Genomic DNA, 15,912 nt, shown 5'->3' on the forward strand with positions numbered 1-15,912 from the left:
CCAGATAGCGATTAAGAACTTTCCCCTGAAGCAAGATGCAGACTCTATTTCAGATACTTCTCATCAGTCAAATAGCTCGCCCATTCGATTGAAATGTGGATAATCAAAAAGACGAGATGTTCGAGATGTTGCTCAAGGTGATTCGCTGACCGATCCGCTTGTCGAAACACTTCCTCAATACTGATATTTCGATGGGCCACGTCATTTCGAATCTGGGTGAGCTTCTTTAATGAGGCAATCACAAATGCCGAAGGCTCAGGTATGGGGTTCTCGATCCCAAGAACCTGCCAAACCAACGCCAAATGACTGGTTTGAATAGTTTTGCCGTCAAGAGGAGGCTGGGGAGACTTGAAGGACCTTTCAGGGAAAACTGCAACCTCAGAAGCTTCGTCCAATGAAGTTAGCCCTAGCCGCTTCGGCCAAACCTTGCTCCTATCGCGAAGAGCGAGCAGCGATTCGAAATCAGAATGGGCCACAAGAGCGCGAAGTGACGGTTTCAAATCCCTGAGTCTTACTTGCGAGGAATTGATGCACTCTCCAATAGAAATAAGCATCTCGCGAAGAATCGCTTCTAGCTCAGCCATTCCCGCAATAACAGATGCTCCCTTGAGTTCTCGACCAAGGAAGCTCGTTTCAGATATGCCGGGCAATGATCCCGCAGACAGCAGTATCAAACGCGATCGCCACTCAGACAAACGCTCTGTTGCTGAATCTGCTAAATCATATGCTCTTGCAGACGCAAGCTCATGCTTGGCCACTGAACAGCTTTTCAGCACGATCGACTCGCCTGGAGAGCATTGAGCGCGTATTTGTGCCGCCCGTGCTCGAATCAATGAGCTCTTTGTCATTGAGCCAGTCAACTTCTGGAACCCGCGGGCTCTCCCCACGTTCGATAATTCTTGCTATACCCAGCAACGTAGCCTCAAATTGAACAAGAGGCGTAACCGAGGTTCCTGAGCGCAAGAAAGGCCCCCCGACCGCTTTCGCCAGAAACGAAACGGTTGCCTCAAAAGTTGCCTGTTCCAAGACATAGTCAAATTTGTCACCCGGTTGCTCTGCAAAGTTGTTTAAGAAAGTAGTAACTGCCCCTTTGAATTTATCTGAGTCATTTTTGTAGGCAAAGAACTTTAAGACTTGTTCGGTCGAAGTGCCATCGTGCTTATTCGAGTCTTGAAGTTTAAGCAACGAGCCGAGATCGCTGTTAGCCGAGATTCTTTCAATGAAGTCGAGAAAATCGCCACCATAGACCGCAGTTCTGACTTCCTGCGGAGTGAGAGATATCGAACCTGTATTTAGGCGTTCAAAAAGATCAAAACGAACAGACTTGTCGCTCTTATCAGTTAATGAAATTATCTGTAGCGGCTGCCGTGAGAAGTGCCTCTGAATCGTGTCCGGAAGGTCCGCATAGCCGTATCCATTGAGCTGCGTTAGTTTTTCCAATTCACCTAAGGCAAGAGGGGTTTCGCTTCGAACACGTTCCCTTGCTTCCGCATCAGAACTCATGAACAGAATTAGGGTCGAAATGCGTTGCAGCCCGTCTACCACTTCCCAACGAAAATCACTGTTCGTAGCAACGAAGATCGGAGGGATGGGAAGCCCCAGGAATATTGACTCAATAAAAGCGGACGCAACCTTCTTACGCCAACGATATTTTCTTTGGTAGGCGGGAGCGATGCTTAGTTCATCGGCCTCGTACATGCGCACTAGCTCTCGGGTCGAAAAGCTAACACTAGCAACATCTACCTTTCGTCTCTCGACTGCTAGCTGCGCTTCAAGCCCATCGAAAACAGTTTGTGTCATGTAATCATGCTAGCTCTCTTTACCACCCCGCCACTCGAAGTCTTACAATAACGAAGTTGGCACCTAACTGCAGGGACTGGGCGCCGAGGGGATTTGGAGGGGATTTCTAGAATCCCACCAGAACAGGAGGCTTGCGTTCCCTTACAAGCATTGGTGCCCCCAGTAGGGATCGAACCTACGACCTGCGGATTAAAAGTCCGTAGCTCTACCGCTGAGCTATAGGGGCCAACCCGACTAGCGTAGCGGATACTTCGCCGCCTCGCGATTCGGGCACACAACCCGCGCTTTTAGGCCTGCGGTGAACGCATCCCAACATAATGGTCACTCATTACGTTGGAACGCGTTCACCGCAGATGCAAAAGCAGGGTAGCGACATTAGCCAGGCAATAACAGAGCCCTAAGCCTTACGGTACTCCGCCATAATCGGGCATTCGAAGGGATCCCTTGCAGCCAGGCCAACTCGGTTCAGATAGTCGATCACAATCCCGTACGACTTCCAGATCGTGGTCTCGGTGTAGGGCACATTCAAGGTCGAGCAGTGCTCGATCACAATCTCGCGAGCCTTCGCGAGGTGTGGCCGGGGCATGCTCGGGAAGAGGTGGTGCTCGATCTGGTAGTTCAGGCCGCCCATAAACCAGGTTGCGGCCCAGCCACCGGATACGTTGCGCGACGTGCGCACCTGCTTCGAGAAGAAGTCGAGGCGGGCGCCCTTCGCGAGAACCGGCATACCCTTGTGGTTTGGCGCGAACGATGCACCCATGTACACACCAAACACCGCGAGCTGTACTCCCACAAACGCGAACGCCATGCCGAGGGGCAAAAACAGGAACACGGGAGTGAGGTAGAGCGCAAAGCGGGCGAGGATCATTGCGATCTCGTACCAGCGCTTTTTCACGGGACCGGTCGAGAACAGGTGCTTCAGGCTGAGGTAGTGCAGGTTCAGGCCCTCAAGTGTCAGCAGCGGGAAGAACAACCAGCCCTGCTTGCGGGTAATCAGCCGAATGATGCCACGAGACTTGGCGGCGTCCTCTTCCAAGAACGAGATGGTGTCGACATCGATGTCGGGGTCTTTACCCACCATGTTCGGGTTCGAGTGGTGCCTGGTGTGCTTAGAATCCCACCACGAGTAGCTCATGCCGATGGATCCGGCGAGGATCCGCGCCAGCCGATCATTAGCGGGACCGAGCGGCATGATCTGGCGGTGGGCCGCCTCGTGCGTTAGAAACGCAATCTGCGTGAAGATGATCCCGAGCGCACCAGCGATGAGCAGCTGGAACCAGCTGTTGCCGAGAAGCACAAACCCGGTGATCGAACCGCCAAGGGCGACAGCGATCAACACGGCAACGAAGGTGTAGAACCAGGGAGTGCGCCGTAGTAGGCCGCTTTCACGGATAGTCTGGGCGATCTCGGTGTAAGCGCGCGTCATCTTGGGAAACGTGTCGCTGGTGGCGTAGGTCTGACGCAACGGACCAAGGTGCGAAGCTGGAGTCGACGGGGTGACAGTTGAAGGAACGATGATGACGTCCTCGTCTTTTACAGAAACACTTCGATGTTTCTTGGCTGTACAGCCAAGGGCAGAGGCGCCGATCGCTAACTCCAGGGTAAGCCTCGCACCATACCGGCAGCTGTATACATCGATATTAGACCTGTGAAACCCCCATCACGGCCGCGATCCTCTCCACTCCCTGCAACGTGCGCGAGACCGATTCGGCGCCGTACCCGACAATGATGCCATCGGGTCCGCCCTCGTCAGCAAGACTCTGCACCTGGCCGACGAGCACCCCACGTTTCTCTAGCTGCGCGACGACCTCTAACCCAGTTTTCCCGGGGGCAAGCGGGATCACCACATGCAGGCCACCGGCAGCACCGGTCACCGTGAGCCCGAGCTTCGTGCACTCGGCAAGCAGCAGTTCGCGTCGATGCCGGTATTCACGTCTGGTGCGGCCCACCTCTCGGCGAAAACCTCCGCCGCTCAAAAAGGCGGCGAGCGCCCGCTGAATCATCGCAGACACCGCCTCGCCCAGATCTTGTCTCGCTCGAAAAACCGCGGCCCGCAGCGCTTCAGCGTGCTGGCCTCGTCCCAGAACGATGGCTCCGCAGCGCAGGGAAGGCGAGAGCACTTTGTTGAGTGTCGTGACGTAGATCACGGCTCCGCCCCGATCCAGCGAAGCCATCGCCGGTAACACGGCGCCGTCGTGGCGAAACTCGCTGTCGTAATCGTCCTCGATCACATACGCACCGGTCTCTTCTGCCCAGCTCAGGATCGCGTGCCGCTCGACAGCGGGAATCCGCCCACCGAGCGGGTACTGGTGACTCGGTGTCACCATAACGGCATCAATCGTGTCAACTGCGGCGAGCGCGCGCAGACCAGCTGCTGTCACGCCGTCGTCCCCGACCGGAATGGGCACGAGTGTGGCTCCCGCCCGCCGCAGCGCCCACGCCCCCTCAATGTATCCGGGATCCTCCACCGCAATCCGGGGCTCACGGCCTCGCAGCTCCCGGAGCGCAAGGGCAATAATCGCGAGCGCCTCAGAGGTTCCGGTGGTGACCACGGCGTCTTCGGCATCGCAGTCGATGCCCCGGCTTCGCCGAGCCTGATCCGCAATAGCCCGCCGCAGTGCAGGTTCGCCGCGTGAATCGGGCGCATCCGACCGCCAGGGTTCTCGGGCCGCCGCGGTGAGCGCACGCACCCACTCCCTCGGAGGTGAGGGCGGCGTGTAGGGCCGACCGGGGCGCAGGTCGATCGGCGGGGTACTTGTGGCGGCCTCACTGGCCGCTTCAGGATCGCGCTCAACCGCGACAGCAGTCGGTTCGACGACCCAGTCCGGCAGCTCCTCGACAACCCGTGTGCCCGATCCCTGCTGGCTCTCGAGGTACCCCTCACCCACCAGCCGCTCGTAAGCACTCACCACGACTGACCGTGAGACCAGCAGCGTCTCGGCGAGCAGGCGACTGGGTGGCAGACTCTCACCGGGCCGTGTTGCTCCGCTCAGGATCAGCTCGCGCAAGTTGTGGGTGAGCTGGTCGGAGAGTGGTGTCGGCGATCCACGATCCACAACAAGCTGCGGGAACTGTTCCACGCGCCACCCCCTGCCCTGCCACAATCCAAAATTGGTACGTCATTAGTTTAAAGATTTGGACTTATTCAAAGACCTCTTGTGATCCTATCGTTGCTTCATCGACCCAGTTTTGGCGAGCCACTCAGAAAGGGCCACCATGGAAACCGCAACCGCCCCACTCGTTCCCCAGCGCATGCCCGAGAAGATGTCGAGCGACTTCGCTGATTTTGAGGCGCTGTGCGCAAGCACAACCCTCGCTCACGTCGCCTACAGTGGCGACAGCGGCCCGCTCGTCTTTCCAACCGCGTTCGCACTTCTCGACGGACACCTCATGATCCACGGTTCGACCGGCTCCCGCTGGATGCGCCACCTCGACGGCGCCCAGGCATCCGTCGCCATCACCAAAATTAGCGGGCTCATGGTTGCGCGCAGCACCTTCGAGTCGTCGGTGCTGTATCGCAGTGCGGTGGTCTTCGGCACGTTCACGCGGGTCGGGGCGGATCGGCACGAAGATCTACTGAACCGACTGTCTGAGCGGCTGATTCCTGGTCGCACGGCAGAAACCCGAGGCTCGGCGCGCAAAGAGCTGGCAGCGACGATGCTGCTGGAGATGCCGCTCGATCGCTGGTCACTGCGCGTATCCGAGGGCTGGCCAGAAGATGAGGACGACGACATCGCGGGCGATGCCTGGGCGGGAGTGATCCGACTCGGCGACCCGGTGGCAACATCCGAGGCCGCGCCTGACCTGCGGGCGGGGATCCCTGAACCCGAGTCAGTGCGCGCTCTGGTGCGGTCCCCGCGCGGGATTGTGTAATAGTCCCTGCAAGAACGCCTCAGTGCAAAAAGAGCAGCAGTCCGGCGACCGACATAAAAAGCACCCCGAAGATCGTGTTGAGCACCTTCTGACCACGCTCGCTCGAAACGTATCGCCTAAAAGGTCTGGCAGTCGCCGCGAAGAAGAACCACATGACGATCACATCGACGCCCACAACGGTCAGGGTAATGAGGGTGTACTGCGGCAACAACGGTTCGTTGACCCGAATGAACTGCGGGAGAAACGCGAGAAAGAAAACAATGGCCTTCGGGTTGAGCAGGTTCACCCAGAACCCACGCCGCAGCATTGACCAGGCGCTCTCTCCCTGCTGCGCGGCCGCATCATCATCGCTCGTCTTTGCGGAGGGCTTCGACAGGATCAGCCGGATCCCGAGATAGGCGAGGTAGGCGGCTCCCAGATAACGGATCCCGGTGAACAGCACCGGTGTCTGCGTGACGAGCACCCCAACACCCGCCGCAACGATCACGATGTGCACAAGCAGTGCGAGCTGTTGCCCGAGCACACCCCAGATCGACCGCCGCCACCCAACGGTGAGCGCGTTCGACATGGTGTTGATCGCGCCCGCTCCAGGAGTAAGGCTGATCACGACGGATGCCGTCAAGAGGGAAAACCACAGCGCAGGAGCCACCAGCACAGCCTAACGGTTGAACTACTTCGTCGTGTTCCCGCTGCTACTTCACACCACAATTCGGCTACGTATTTACCCCGATGATTTCCGCTTATGTGTCATTTGCACTACGCAATTGGCCCCTGTCGCGGTGTGGAATAGAAACGTAGTCTTTTCTGTAGGGGTACCGCGGGCCATATCGGCCAGCGGAAAAGGGGCACATCATGTATGAAGACGGCACACTCGCGGTCACCGGAGGAGCACTCACGATCCTCGGTATCGGCACCGGCCTGTGGTGGATCTTTGGCGGCATCGCAATTGCGGCGGGCCTCGGGATTCTCGCAGTTCGACTCGTCGCCCAGCGGCGAGCTCGCGCAGCGGAATAGCGATGAACCGTCGCAGTGCGGGCCTCATCGTATTGGCGCTCGCACTCTTAGCGGTCGCTTTTCTCTGGTTAGAGGCCGGCACGATTCCCTGGTACGGGCTCACTCTGGTCTCACTCTTTGGCATCAAGATTGGCTTCTCTTGGCGCGCTATTGATCGCAAGGCAGCAACTGAACCGGAGATCGCACAGCTCGCGTCCTTCCGCGTCGGAACAGCGATCCCGGTCTACAACGAAGACCCAGAGCTGCTCGCGCGCTGCCTCGAGTCTCTGCTCGCCCAGACGCGTTTGCCCGAGTCAATCGCCGTCATCGATGACTGCTCAAACGACTCGGCCGCGATAGACGTTGCGCGCGCAATGAAACCGGCCTTCGAGGCCGCCGGGGTCCGGCTCCTGATTCGCCAAATGCCTGTCAATCGCGGCAAGCGCGAGGCCCTCATCACCGCGCTCGATATGCAGCCAGACATCGACACGATGCTCTGCGTTGATTCAGACACCGTACTGCTCGAGACGGCGGTCGAGCGCCTGCTACCGGCATTTCTCGACGACGACACTCACGCCGCGACCGGCCTTGTGCTCCCCCTCAACTTCGACAAGAACTTGCTGACCAGACTCACCGACGTGCGTTACGCCAACGCCTTTTTGTTCGAGCGCGCGGCCTACTCCTCGCTGGGTTCGGTGCTCTGCTGTTGCGGATCGCTCGCGATCTACCGCGCCGCGCTCATGCGAAAGTACCGCGATGATTTTCTTGGCCAGACTTTCCTTGGCCAACCCGCGGTGTTTGGTGACGACCGTCGGCTCACCAACTACGCGCTTCTTGAGGGGCAGGCGAAGTTCCAGTCAACCTCCGTGGCGTTCACCGCAGTTCCCGAACGGCTCGGCCACTACGCGCGCCAGCAGGTGCGCTGGTCAAAGTCCTTCTTCCGCGAGTCGATCTGGGCGGTCGGACACCTCCCCACGAAGCGCCCCGCCTTCTGGCTTTCAGCTGTAGAGCTCGCTTCGTGGGTGGTCTTCTCCCTCGCGCTCGTCATTTCATTGATCGTGATGCCCGTGGTGGTGGGTCAACTCCTTATTGTGCCTCTGCTGCTCTACGTCATGTTGCTCGCCTACGCCCGCTCGGCGCGCTATTTCGAAGTCACCGGGCTGCATCGCACCAAATCAGACGTGTTCATCGGCTTTGCGATCGCACCGCTCTACGGGGTGTTCCACGTCACCGTGCTGGTTTGGCTGCGTATCTATGCGCTGGCCACGCTCAATCGCGGCAGTTGGGGCACCCGTAAGCAGGTCGAAGTCCGAGCACATCAACCCATCATCCAAGCATCTTCAGGATCGGAATAACCATGCGCATCTCGGTCATCGGTTGCGGTCACCTCGGCGCAGTCCACGCGGTTACCCTCGCGAGTTTGGGACACAGTGTCGTTGGCATTGACGTCTGCGAGGCGACGATTGCTTCCCTCAGCTCGGGACGACCCACGTTTCTCGAACCGGGCCTCAGGGAGGGACTGCGGGATCAGCTTTCCTCTGGGCGCCTCACGTTTTCAACTGATGTGTCGCTTGCCCGCGGCGCAGACGCGCACTTCGTGTGTGTTGGTACACCCGCAAAAGCCGACGGCGAAGCCGACCTCGGCGCGCTTTTCGCGGCCGTCGACGCGCTCGCGCCCCTGCTGACAGAGAACGACGTTCTGATCGGAAAGTCGACCGTACCTGTCGGCACCGCCCGCTTGGTTGCTGCGCGGGTACGCGCCGCCGTTGCGTGGAATCCCGAGTTCTTGAGAGAGGGAACCGCGATTGCAGATTCCTTGCGCCCCGATCGCATCATCATCGGTGCAGACACGGCGGCGGCTCAAGAACGAGTTGCTGCCGTGTACAGTGGCCTCTCGGCAGCGGGCGTGCCGATCCTGCGCACCGGGCTCGAATCAGCCGAGTTGGCCAAAGCCGCGTCGAACGCGTTTCTCGCGCTACGTCTCAGCTACATCAACTCCCTCGCGCAGCTCTGCGAGGCAACGGGTGCAGACGTGCGTGAGCTCTCCGCGGCGATGGGATCAGATGCCCGGATCGGAAGCTCATACTTCAACGCCGGTTTAGGCTACGGTGGCGGCTGCCTCCCAAAGGATCTCTCGGCGCTGCGGGCCCAAGCGCTGCACGCCGAGGCAATGGATCTCTTTCACCTGCTCGACACGACGGCCCGAACGAACCAGACTGCGCTTCAGCGGGCCGCGGAACTCGTGCTGGGGGCGATCCTTCCCGGCGAAAAAATCGCGATTCTGGGGCTCACCTTCAAGCCCAATACCGATGATGTGCGGCAGTCACCCGCTCTCAACCTTGTCAGCCAGTTGGTTTCACACGGCCTCAGCGATTTCGCCTGCACTGATCCGGCGCTCGTGGGCACGGCAGTCTCTCTGGCGACCGGGGTCTGCCAGGTGAGTGATCTCCACTCCGCGCTCGAGGGGGCAGCAGTGGTTGTGCTCGCCACCGAGTGGCCGGAGTACACCGCGGAGCGGGTCACACGGGGCTCACCCCGAGTGGTGCTGGATCTTCGGAACGCCCTGGATCCTGCGTCCGTTCGCGCGCAGGGATCGCAGTACATCGGACTGGGTCAGGGGCCGAGCCTGAGCCCGGCCCCCTCTCCAACCACGGTGCCGCAAACTACCTGAGCTTTTCCGCCCGGTACAGGAACGCGGCGGTTGCCTCGCGGCTCGTCGCACCCTTGGGAACGAACTTCAGCGTTCCATTGCGCTGTTTGTAGCCCTCAGTGATTCCGTTCGAGGCCATCCACCGAATCTCTTTCGCGAACTTGTGATTCGCGGAGACATCGGTGAACTTCGCTGAGATCGAACCGTTCGGAATCTGCTTGGAATAGTGGCGGTACATGAAGGCCGCCATAGCCTCGCGTGTGATCGGCTCCTTCGGACCAAACTTCAGCTTGCCGCCTGCGAGCTTGGTGCCAGTCGTCACCTTCGTCTCGTAGGCCCACATAATCTGGGTGTAGAACTTGTCCCCGGGCTTCACATCGACGAACGGAGACTTGCCCTTTGGTGTGTAGTTCTTGACGCCGCTGTCGCGGTACAAGAAGGTGACCATTGCCTCGCGGCTCACCTTCTCAGCAGGCATGAACTTGAGCGTGCCGTCCTGCTGCCTGTATCCGGTCGTGATGCCCTTGCCCGCGAGCCACGCGATGGGTTCGTAGAACTTGTGGTTCTTTGGCACATCGGTGAACTTGTCTGGCTTGGGAGCAACATCGGCAGGAACCACCTCGGTGGTTGCCCAGCCAATGAGCTCGTTGAGAGCAGAGTGCACTGCAACCTTGTGGCTGCCCAGTGCTGCGTCGGCGGGAACCGTCAGCGTGAGGGTCTTGTTCTGCACCGCAGCACTACCCAGGACTCGCGGGGCAGAGAACAGCAGCCCGGTGAGCGTCTCTCCATCGTAATCAGCGGTGGGCAGTGTTATGGTGAGGGTCTCCCCCTGCTTCACCTTTGAGGGCATCGAGATGCCCCCGCGAGCCGCATCGGTCAGGTCGGCCTCGGTCACCGCGGGCAGCGCCGGCGTTGTGTGCTCAACCGAGCAGGAATCGCAGGTCACACCGAGCGTGGCGCCTACGGCCGACACCGGCAGCGTGACACCGTGGGCGCGATTCGACAGCTTCGCAGTGAACGAGGTTGTCGCGGTCCCGGCAACTGCCGTATCGGGCACCGCCCAGGTGAGCGCAAGACCGTTGAGAGTCAACTCTGCTGGCAAGGAGGACGCGTCAACGGTTGCTGCCGATCCCAACCCGCTCAGGTCGATCGTCGCCACCCCGCCGGTCACCGGAACCTTACCGGTGTTGGTCGCCGAGAGCTGGTACTCGATGGTGTCGCCTGGAGCGACTGCACCCGAGGCAGGAGTGCTCGTGAGCGACAGGGTCCAGGGTGATGACCAGGCGGGTTTACCCGCGTTGTAGATCCACGACTGGAAGAACGGATCGAGATCCTTACCGGAGAGTTCTTCGGCCAGGGCCTGAAACTCGACTGTGGTCTGGCTCGTGCCGTTATTGCGCGCGTTCCACTCCTTGAGCAGCTGGTCAAACACGCTCGGGGTCAGCGACTGCTTCAGCGCTTCGTAGGCCATCGCGCCTCGGGTGTACACCTGCCAGTCGAACAATTGGCGCGGATCCGTCATCGCCCCGGGCGGAACGGTCCATCTCGCGTGAGACGAGGCCGTGCTATTCCAGGTGTTGTAGTAGGTGTCTGCCGTTTTGGCTCCCCCGGTCACCTCTTGCGTGTACATCGCTGAGGCGTAGGTTGCCATGCCCTCGCTGATCCAGATGCTGTTCCAGTCTCGCGGGGTGACACCGTCACCGAACCACTGGTGTGCGATCTCGTGCACTAGCGTGCCAAGCGAAACGCTGCGCTCAAAATAGGATCGATCCTGCGTCTCAAGCGCGTATCCCAGTGTCGTGATGTCTACGACGATGCCGGTGCTGCCACCGGGATAGGGGCCGTACTTTGATTCGAGGAAGTTGATGATCCCCTCGATTTGGCCGCGCCGCGTCTGAATTGTTGCCTGGTTGGCTGTCGTGACGGCCGGATCCACGAAGGTCCACTCTTGAATCGTGCGTCCGCTCGAGAGGTTAATGGGGGCGTTGTAAACGAGGTAGTTGCCGATCGAGACCATCGTGGCCATCGTCGCCTGCTGCCGCTCTTGTTTCCACTGCCAGGTCGTCTCGGTGCCGTCGGCCGACGGGGTCTTTGCCACGAGTTCACCGTTGCTCGCGGCCGCAGCATCTTTGCCGCCGATCTGAGTCGGGATCGTGAACGCAAAATCAAACGTCGCTTTGTCTGCGGGGGTGTTGTTGCTCGGGATCCAGGTCATCGTTCCGACCGGTTGCCCCAGTGCCGTCGCTCCGTCGGCGGTCTGTACCCAGCCTTCCTGCGAGCCATCAAGGTCGTTGTGTGTGACGGGCGTGCCCGAGTACGCGACCTCTACCGTGAACTCGCCCGCCGGGATCGGGGTCGCCGGGGTGATGTGCAGCTTGAACGACTCGATGGAGGGATCGGAGCTGCGCGTGAATGCCGCATCAACACCGTTTACTTTGAGGGAATCAACGTTCAGCCCCTCGAAGTCGAGCGAGAAGGATCGCAGCGGCTGCGCCGCGGTGGCCGTGATGGTGGTGACCGCCGTAATCGACTTGTCAGCCAGGTAGTGCAGCTTAACGTCGTAGTGAGTGACGTCGTATCCGGTGTTACCGATGCCCGCGAAGAGCGAGTCACCAATAGTGGGTGCTCCGTCGATTGGGTCGACAGCGCTGGCGGCGGTCGCACCGAGCGGTGCGGCGAGCGCGATTGCGACGGCTGTTGCCGCGGCAAGCCCGGCTCTGCGGGCGCGCCTCAGTGAATGAAACTCCATTGTTTACACTTTCTCATCGACGGCGGGCAGCACAATAACTGCGGACCCCCCGGTCGACGTAGTCGCTTCTGAGTAGGCCCATGCGAACCTCGCATCAGATTAGCTGACTGGGAGTTGCCTGACAAGAGTTTTGGTCGGGTGCTGGACGTTTGTTCGCGTCGGTACTCGAAACCGACCCCGTTTACGAAGCCGATCGGAGTGGATCTGAGGGGAATCGAACCCCTGACCTTCTCATTGCGAACGAGACGCGCTACCAACTGCGCCACAGACCCTTACGGCGAACAACATTACCAGCCGCACGACCACCGCACGAAATTAGCAGAGATTCGGTGCGGGCTAGCTGGCATTGCGACGACGGCGCAGCACGGCATCGAGATCGGGCATGCCCTCGCTCGTGTCTCCAACGACGCCCATACGGCTCAGGCGAACACGCGCTTCTTGTTCCTGAGCCTGTTGTGCCTGCTTCTGCGCCTGGGCGCGAGCTTGCTCCCGAGCAAATTTCAGCTGCTCGGCCTGCGCGGCACGCTTGCGCTCAACCTCGGCAGCATCGATGCTCTGGGCTGCCGCTGTCTGCGATGTCTGGGCACGAGCGACCTGTTCGCGAGCTTCCTGCAGCAGCATCGAATCCTGCTGGTTCTCACGCACCGGCGCCTGACCAGATCGAGCACGGGCGCGAGCAAGAGCACGCGCCCGGTCGATGCGCTCTGCTGCCGCACGCTGAGCTGCGGCGTGCGCGGCGCTCGCTTCGGCCGTCTCACCAGTCGCGACAACCTCGTCAACAACCGGCGTAGGAGCAGCCTTGGTCACAACAGCCTGCTCGACCGCGATCGGAGCAGCCGTCGCTCGCCCCGGAGCAAGCAGCATGAGTCCCGCAAGAGCCGCCGCAAACAGCGCGGCAGACCACAGCAGGATCAGCGTGCCACTTCCGGCGATTGCCGCACCAGCGCCGACCAACAGTCCCAGCAGCCCAACCACGGCACCGAGAAACACGACGCCGCGCACGCGCCGAACAATAGGACGACGAAGTTTTGCGGATCGTTTAATAGCGGCCTGCTTACGATTCACCTGCTGGGCACGAATTTCGGCGCGCAGCTGCTCTGCTCGGGCTTCCGACAGCTCTGCGTCGCGCTCGGCTTCTTGTCGGCGCTGTGCCGTGCGAAGGAGCTTTTCGTGTGCAAGCGCCTGCTTTGCGGTCGCCTCGAGCCGCACTTCCTGAGGGACCTCAGAAGTCTCAGCGAGAACTCGCAGCGTGCGCTGCAGCCGAAGGGCGTTGCGCTCGGCCGCGCGAAACTCCTTGCGCCGCACCCAGGCGGGCACCAAAACGGCAGCCCAAAGAAGCGCTGCCACGACGAAGATTACGCCGCCCCCGAGTCCTCCGCCTGTCATGCCGTTCACACTACGGTTTCGGGGCGTGATCTGGCACTCGGCGCGCCGATGAGCTGCAGTAATTGCCCACATGTTCACGAGGCCACGAGTCACGAGTCACGAGTCACGAGATTAGCAACGAGCGGCCTGCTTAAATGCCTGCTGCCAATCTGGGCACTCGTCGCTTACCTGGTCACTGGTCAGTGGTTTCCATCAACCGCGCCACCAGACCGCCCGGCACCTCGCCGCGCGTCAGCGCAAAACTCTCGTGGTCGCGCCAGGCGCCGTCGATATGGATGTAGTCGCTGCGGCGCCCCTCGTAGCGCATCCCCAGCTTTTCGACCACGCGCAGCGAGGCCGCGTTCTCCGGTCGAATGCAGATTTCAACGCGATGCAGGCCAAGCGCACCGAAGAGGTAGTCGATCACAAGCGCTACGGCAACGGGAGTGATCCCGAGCCCAGCGACGTGTTCAGATACCCAGTATCCAATCTGCGCCGACTGCAGCGCTCCCCCGCTCACCTCAGAGACGCTGAGTTGGCCGACGACCTGAGAGTCGTAGCGCACCACAAACGGCACACCCGTACCCGCCTTCAGCTGGCGCCGAAGCGAGCGAATGGTCGGCCGCAAGACCACCGAACCCGGCACGATGCCCCGTCCGGAGGGATGCGTCGCCTCCCACTTTTGCAGCCAGTGCCGGTTATCAACCAACAGCTGGCGCAGCGGTTCGGCGTCTGACAGCCGCACGAGCCGCACCTCTACACGACCGGCAACGAGAGTCCCCGGATCTTCGATGGAGCGACCGAGCGGAGCCATGAGCTAGGCGCCGGTTTTTTGTGCGCGCAGCTGGTCTGCGAACTCCAGCACCCACTCAGTGATTTCGTCACCGAGATCGTGGTGGTCAACACCAAGCAGCACGTTCGCCTTGATCCAATCGGCACGATCACCCGTGTCATATCGACGCCCGCGGAAAATCACACCGTACACGGGCCCCTCGCCCTTGCCCTCGGCGAGGTAGTTGAGCGCGTCAGTCAGCTGAATTTCGCCGCCACGACCGGGCTCAAGCGTGTCGATCACGTCAAAAATCTCGGGGCGCAGCACGTAGCGTCCGATGACCGCGAGGTTCGAGGGAGCATCCGCAACATCGGGCTTCTCGACAAGGCCGGTGATCTTCACGACGTCAGGATCGTCCGTCGTCTCGACGGCAGCACAACCGTAGAGGTGGATCGATGCCTCGGGCACCTCCATCAGCGCGATGACAGTGGCCTCGCGCGCATCATGCTCGGCGACCATACGATCGAGCAGCGGATCCCGCGCATCAATCAGGTCATCACCGAGCAGCACGGCAAACGACTCGTTGCCGACGTGACGACGCGCGCGCCCAACCGCGTGACCGAGGCCAAGCGGCTGGCCCTGACGCAGAAAGTGCACCTCGGCGAGCTCACTCGACTCGTGCACCTTGCCGAGCTTGCCTTCGTCGCCCTTGCGCTCGAGGGTGTATTCCAGCTCAGGCACGCTGTCGAAGTGGTTAATGAGGTTGTCTTTATTGCGCCCCGTGATGATGAGCACGTCATCCAGCCCAGCCGCCGCTGCCTCTTCGACCACGTACTGAATCGCGGGCTTATCCACGATCGGCAGCATCTCTTTGGGCATGGCCTTTGTCGCTGGCAAGAACCTTGTTCCAAGGCCTGCCGCGGGTACCACTGCTTTGGTCACTGCCCGAGCGGGCATGCGCTGAGAATCAGTCATGCGCTTCAGCCTAGTATCCCGGCTATTTCCCACCAACTTCTCGACGTTCAGCCCGCAGATTCCGTAGGCTGAAGGTGTGCCCACAAACCAGCGCAGCGAACGCAGCGAGAGCCGACGCGATACGACGCAGCGTGACGGAGTACAGCCCCGAACCAAGCCGCAGATCCGAGCGACAGTGCGCACAAGCCGGGCCAAACGAAGCCTCGAAGCACGGCAGAGAGTTCGGGATCAGCTCACCGCACAACTCATCTCGCTCGCCACGCAACGCAACGCCAAGGCCGTCTCCTGCTACCTCCCGACACCGGGCGAACCCGACACCACGGGGTTCATCGATTGGGCACGCGCGCATAACATCGACGTTTTCCTCCCGATATCCCGCGAAGACCGTGGCCTAGATTGGGCCCGCCTCGGCGCGGCAGGCACCACCACGGGACTCCACGGCATCCAAGAGCCAGTCGGAGAAAAGCACTCGGGCGAAATCCTGAGCCACCTAGATCTCCTCGTCATTCCCGCCTGCGCGGTCGACGAACAGGGCATGAGGCTCGGGTGGGGCCTCGGATACTACGACAGGCTGCTCGCTTCACTGAATACGCTCCCTCCGGTTTTTGCCGTGATCCACGACGACGAACTCTTGGCACACATTCCAGCAGATACCCACGACATTCCTGTTAGCGGAGTCATCACTCCCACCCAAACCAGGTTGTTTAGCAACAACCCAGGCTAAACTCGACGATT

At 60.5% G+C, this 15,912-nt stretch carries 14 protein-coding genes and 2 tRNA genes; 5 read left to right on the forward strand and 11 right to left on the reverse strand.

The features are described from left to right. Positions 1-44: 44 nt before the first annotated feature. From G7068_RS06705 to pdxR, 5 genes are all read right to left on the reverse strand, one after another. Entirely contained in the window at positions 45-758 is a 714-nt protein-coding gene (locus tag G7068_RS06705; protein ID WP_166290474.1) for a hypothetical protein, read from the reverse strand. Next, complete coding sequence (locus G7068_RS06710) at positions 745-1,800, reverse strand: DUF262 domain-containing protein (protein WP_166290476.1); 1,056 nt, start codon at positions 1,798-1,800, stop codon at positions 745-747. Before G7068_RS06710 ends, G7068_RS06705 begins: the two co-directional genes overlap by 14 nt. Before the next feature lie 151 nt (positions 1,801-1,951). Further along, positions 1,952-2,026, reverse strand: a tRNA-Lys gene (locus G7068_RS06715). Between the two features lie 171 nt (positions 2,027-2,197). Next, positions 2,198-3,319, reverse strand: coding sequence for a fatty acid desaturase family protein (locus G7068_RS06720; protein ID WP_341873770.1), 1,122 nt, complete (start codon positions 3,317-3,319; stop codon positions 2,198-2,200). A gap of 121 nt (positions 3,320-3,440) precedes the next feature. Further along, complete coding sequence (gene pdxR, locus G7068_RS06725; protein ID WP_166290480.1) at positions 3,441-4,880, reverse strand: MocR-like pyridoxine biosynthesis transcription factor PdxR; 1,440 nt, start codon at positions 4,878-4,880, stop codon at positions 3,441-3,443. Between the two features lie 136 nt (positions 4,881-5,016). Here pdxR and G7068_RS06730 point away from each other — a divergent pair, with 136 nt between their 5' ends. Then, on the forward strand, positions 5,017-5,673 hold the full coding sequence (locus G7068_RS06730; RefSeq protein WP_244304747.1) for a pyridoxamine 5'-phosphate oxidase family protein: 657 nt from the start codon (positions 5,017-5,019) through the stop codon (positions 5,671-5,673). Between the two features lie 19 nt (positions 5,674-5,692). On the opposite strand, the gene G7068_RS06735 is transcribed toward G7068_RS06730, so the two are convergent. Continuing rightward, entirely contained in the window at positions 5,693-6,322 is a 630-nt protein-coding gene (locus G7068_RS06735) for a LysE family transporter (protein WP_166290482.1), read from the reverse strand. A 203-nt stretch (positions 6,323-6,525) separates the two neighbouring features. Here G7068_RS06735 and G7068_RS06740 point away from each other — a divergent pair, with 203 nt between their 5' ends. The 3 genes from G7068_RS06740 to G7068_RS06750 are packed head-to-tail and all read left to right on the forward strand — an operon-like array spanning position 6,526 to position 9,337. Further along, positions 6,526-6,687 carry a hypothetical protein gene (locus G7068_RS06740; RefSeq protein ID WP_166290484.1) on the forward strand — a complete coding sequence of 54 codons (162 nt, stop codon included), beginning with the start codon at positions 6,526-6,528 and terminating at the stop codon, positions 6,685-6,687. A 2-nt stretch (positions 6,688-6,689) separates the two neighbouring features. Then, a complete protein-coding gene (locus G7068_RS06745; protein WP_166290486.1) occupies positions 6,690-8,021 on the forward strand; it encodes a glycosyltransferase in 1,332 nt (443 codons plus the stop codon). A 2-nt stretch (positions 8,022-8,023) separates the two neighbouring features. Continuing rightward, positions 8,024-9,337, forward strand: coding sequence for a UDP-glucose dehydrogenase family protein (locus G7068_RS06750; RefSeq protein WP_166290488.1), 1,314 nt, complete (start codon positions 8,024-8,026; stop codon positions 9,335-9,337). Here G7068_RS06750 and G7068_RS06755 read toward each other — a convergent pair. From G7068_RS06755 to G7068_RS06775, 5 genes are all read right to left on the reverse strand, one after another. Further along, positions 9,330-12,065: a M1 family aminopeptidase gene (locus G7068_RS06755; RefSeq protein ID WP_166290490.1), complete on the reverse strand. Its 2,736-nt coding sequence runs from the start codon at positions 12,063-12,065 to the stop codon at positions 9,330-9,332. The genes G7068_RS06750 and G7068_RS06755 overlap by 8 nt on opposite strands. A gap of 199 nt (positions 12,066-12,264) precedes the next feature. Next, positions 12,265-12,337 (reverse strand) — tRNA-Ala (locus tag G7068_RS06760). A gap of 64 nt (positions 12,338-12,401) precedes the next feature. Continuing rightward, complete coding sequence (locus tag G7068_RS06765; RefSeq protein WP_166290492.1) at positions 12,402-13,451, reverse strand: hypothetical protein; 1,050 nt, start codon at positions 13,449-13,451, stop codon at positions 12,402-12,404. A 172-nt stretch (positions 13,452-13,623) separates the two neighbouring features. Continuing rightward, positions 13,624-14,244 (reverse strand): GNAT family N-acetyltransferase, encoded by a 621-nt coding sequence (locus G7068_RS06770; RefSeq protein ID WP_166290494.1) that lies wholly within the window; start codon positions 14,242-14,244, stop codon positions 13,624-13,626. 3 nt (positions 14,245-14,247) lie between these two features. Next, a complete protein-coding gene (locus G7068_RS06775) occupies positions 14,248-15,177 on the reverse strand; it encodes a UTP--glucose-1-phosphate uridylyltransferase (protein ID WP_205881366.1) in 930 nt (309 codons plus the stop codon). Between the two features lie 76 nt (positions 15,178-15,253). Between G7068_RS06775 and G7068_RS06780 the strand changes: the two genes are divergently transcribed. Further along, positions 15,254-15,901: a 5-formyltetrahydrofolate cyclo-ligase gene (locus G7068_RS06780; RefSeq protein ID WP_166290496.1), complete on the forward strand. Its 648-nt coding sequence runs from the start codon at positions 15,254-15,256 to the stop codon at positions 15,899-15,901. Positions 15,902-15,912 lie beyond the last annotated feature (11 nt).

Source organism: Leucobacter viscericola (assembly GCF_011299575.1).
Classification (GTDB): Bacteria; Actinomycetota; Actinomycetes; order Actinomycetales; family Microbacteriaceae; genus Leucobacter; species Leucobacter viscericola.

Bases quoted from the DNA above. Each gene is read 5' to 3' on its own strand.
- G7068_RS06750 (WP_166290488.1), top strand. From the start codon at position 8,024: ATGCGCATCTCGGTCATCGGTTGCGGTCACCTCGGCGCAGTCCACGCG.
- G7068_RS06775 (WP_205881366.1), bottom strand. From the start codon at position 15,177: ATGACTGATTCTCAGCGCATGCCCGCTCGGGCAGTGACCAAAGCAGTG.
- G7068_RS06770 (WP_166290494.1), bottom strand. From the start codon at position 14,244: ATGGCTCCGCTCGGTCGCTCCATCGAAGATCCGGGGACTCTCGTTGCC.
- G7068_RS06755 (WP_166290490.1), bottom strand. From the start codon at position 12,065: ATGGAGTTTCATTCACTGAGGCGCGCCCGCAGAGCCGGGCTTGCCGCG.
- G7068_RS06710 (WP_166290476.1), bottom strand. From the start codon at position 1,800: ATGACACAAACTGTTTTCGATGGGCTTGAAGCGCAGCTAGCAGTCGAG.
- G7068_RS06745 (WP_166290486.1), top strand. From the start codon at position 6,690: ATGAACCGTCGCAGTGCGGGCCTCATCGTATTGGCGCTCGCACTCTTA.
- G7068_RS06765 (WP_166290492.1), bottom strand. From the start codon at position 13,451: ATGACAGGCGGAGGACTCGGGGGCGGCGTAATCTTCGTCGTGGCAGCG.
- G7068_RS06730 (WP_244304747.1), top strand. From the start codon at position 5,017: ATGGAAACCGCAACCGCCCCACTCGTTCCCCAGCGCATGCCCGAGAAG.
- G7068_RS06740 (WP_166290484.1), top strand. From the start codon at position 6,526: ATGTATGAAGACGGCACACTCGCGGTCACCGGAGGAGCACTCACGATC.